General features: G+C 42.2%; 3 protein-coding genes. 2 read left to right on the top strand and 1 reads right to left on the bottom strand.

Going from position 1 to position 2,572, the window contains the following annotated elements; genetic code table 11:
- Positions 1 to 247: 247 nt before the first annotated feature.
- Positions 248 to 1,099, bottom strand: a complete 852-nt coding sequence (locus tag ACEW80_RS23470) for a hypothetical protein (RefSeq protein ID WP_373528902.1) — start codon at positions 1,097 to 1,099, stop codon at positions 248 to 250.
- A 148-nt stretch (positions 1,100 to 1,247) separates the two neighbouring features.
- Between ACEW80_RS23470 and ACEW80_RS23465 the strand changes: the two genes are divergently transcribed.
- Together ACEW80_RS23465 and ACEW80_RS23460 are read left to right on the top strand one after the other, a co-directional pair.
- Entirely contained in the window at positions 1,248 to 1,526 is a 279-nt protein-coding gene (locus ACEW80_RS23465; RefSeq protein WP_373528901.1) for a helix-turn-helix domain-containing protein, read from the top strand.
- Between the two features lie 199 nt (positions 1,527 to 1,725).
- On the top strand, positions 1,726 to 2,572 hold an 847-nt coding region (locus tag ACEW80_RS23460; RefSeq protein ID WP_373528900.1), incomplete at its 3' end, for an IS4 family transposase.

Raw genomic sequence — 2,572 nt, 5'->3', positions numbered from 1 at the left:
ATCCTTCGCCAAATTCTTCAGCAAGGTGAGTACCTTTTTGGTAATAAACTAAGCCAACGGTGATGCCTTTTGTTGTCAGTTGCCCAAAGGTAAACCGAGGATAGTCCCAACCGTGGGGAATGCTAATTGTAGGTTGCATAGATGAATGGGTGAATGAAGAGATGATGGGAGAAGAAGTTAGGATTCAGGAGTCAGGATTCAGAAGCGAATTATTCTGACTCCTGACTTCTGGCTCCTGTGTTCTGATTTACGCTGCCACCATTTCCCGTACTGGCTCAGACTCCATCATCAGCAGCCATTCCTGTGTACTGAGTTGATCGAATGGTTTATCTAAAAGCTCTTGCCAATCTAAAGGCTTCACTACAGAAAGCGCTCGCACAGCTTCAGCCACCGACTCACAAGCCACCTTTTGCTCGACTGAAGAAGCCCGGATGACCCACCACTTGCCGCTACTGCAACCGACTTCGCCCAGTTTCTGGTCATCGCGGTAGATGCCATCGTCCAGGATTTCAAACCCAAACTTTTCGCATTCATTGAAAATCTGCGCCATTATCTCATTGCTAATAGTGGCGGGTAATTCTGGCTTTTGGGGTGGGAGTTGCTTATGTTCTGTGACTAATTCAGCTTCTCCAAAAGGTAAGGGGGCGTTAAGTGTACCGTCTTGGTGATGCCAACTAATGTAGCGGTAACATCTCGCCCAAGTATTAGCACGGAATTTCTCAACGTCCTCCACTAAGACTACCCAAGGCTGGGTTAGGTCATCATTGTAGGTGATGGTGGCAATCAGTTGTGTGCCGTAGTAAATCTCGTGATCGTAAAAAGATATTTCGACTGCTCTGAGTTCTTCGGGTGCAATCGACTGGGCTTGGGTGGTGATGTGGTGTTCGAGTTCCGCTTGGGCTAGCGTTTGTTCGTCAGGGGTAGCAGGTGTGAGCTTCTGAATCTTGCTGGCTTGATATTCACCGATCGCATTAATCCAAGAATCCTTGCAGCGTTTGTCAGTTACTTCAAGTGTGCAGCCAATTTCGCTGTAGATTTGCTTGAGTCTTGCAATGGATTTGTGTTGCAGCTGTTGTTGGCTGTAGATTTGGTATGTCATGATTGTTAAGTTCCTATTGGGACAGAAAGCGCTCTAGATTCGCAGTCCGGGCGCTTTCTCTATATATCTATTATTACGTATTACGTAATGCTTGTCAAGCAATGCGTAATGGTTTAAATTAGAGATAATTCTTTGGAGGCGTATGATTATGGATTTAATGAAAATCATTATTGAAGTGGAGTTAACAGGAATCGGGACTGCTTTAAAAAAGGCAAGGGAGACTGCGGGTTTGAGTTTAACCGTAGCTGGAGATTATGCTGGGATGAGCGGAGCAAACTTTAATAGGATTGAAAACGAAGATACAAAGGGAGTTCCTTTAGATACGCTCATTAGAGCAGCTAATGCTGTTGGACTTGATTTAACAGAGTGCTTAGGTGAATGGATTAAACACATTCCTGGGATTGAGTTGAAAGAGGGTTCTAATTGAATGGCACTAAGAAAAGCTCTAAGGTTTACTGAATAAGGGATACAGCTTTTAGTGTCCATTGAGCAGTAATGTCATGAGTCAGGCGAGCAGTGTTCGCCTACGGAGGGGGTAATCCAAAAAGTTTTTGAAGGTAGAAAAAGCTTACTCATTTATGAAATACTTTTTTTAAAACGAGCAAGCACATACGTTAATTACTACTGTGACACTAAGAGTACAGATTCTCAAGGACAAATTTAATCAAAGTTTGGGGCTACCTTTTGAAGAACTATTGCCAGAATCTGCAATAAGGCAAGCAATCTCTGAGTTAAAGATCAAATACAAAAAGCGATTATTTGACCCATTTATAACGTTGTGGGCATTTTTATCTCAAGTTTTAGATACTGATAAAACTTGCCACAATGCTGTGAGTAAGATAATTGCACATTTGGCAGAAGCAGAGGTAGAAATTCCGTCAACAGATACGAGTGCATACTGCCAAGCACGGTCAAGACTGCCGGAGAAATTATTGGAGAAACTTTTCAATGATTCGGCACAAAGCTTAGAAGAAAAAGTGACAACAGAAAAATTCTGGTGTGGTCGAAATGTGAAAGTAATAGATGGCTCAACTGTATCTATGCCAGACACAGTAGAGAACCAAAAAGAATACCCTCAACCTAGTAGTCAAAAAGAGGGATGTGGCTTTCCAATTGCTAAAATTGGTGTGATATTCAGTTTGGTGACGGGAGCCGCTGTTGCTTTATGTATCGACGTTCTGAACACTCATGATATTAAGTTAGCGAGAAAAATGTACAGCTTTCTCAAACCAAATGATGTGCTTTTAGGAGATAGAGCTTTTTGCGCTTACGCCGATATATTTACTATCAAAAAGCTTGGTTGTGATGCCGTATTCCGTAAACATCAATCTCGCACAACCACTATGCAAAAAGGTAAAATTATTGGCGATTGCGACAAATTAGTTACCTGGTACAAACCTAAAAGTTGTCCAAAAGGATTGAGTAAGGATGAGTTTGATGCTTTACCTCCTTCCATTACTGTGCGAGAAATTT

Source organism: Nostoc sp. (assembly GCF_041747015.1).
GTDB lineage: Bacteria > Cyanobacteriota > Cyanobacteriia > Cyanobacteriales > Nostocaceae > Nostoc.
The sequence above is the reverse complement of the archived record's forward strand: the minus strand, read 5'-3'. Positions and strand labels throughout refer to the sequence as shown.

What these genes read in the sequence shown, in the direction of transcription:
- ACEW80_RS23470 (WP_373528902.1), bottom strand. Translation starts at nt 1,099, where the DNA reads ATGACATACCAAATCTACAGCCAACAACAGCTGCAACACAAATCCATT.
- ACEW80_RS23465 (WP_373528901.1), top strand. Translation starts at nt 1,248, where the DNA reads ATGGATTTAATGAAAATCATTATTGAAGTGGAGTTAACAGGAATCGGG.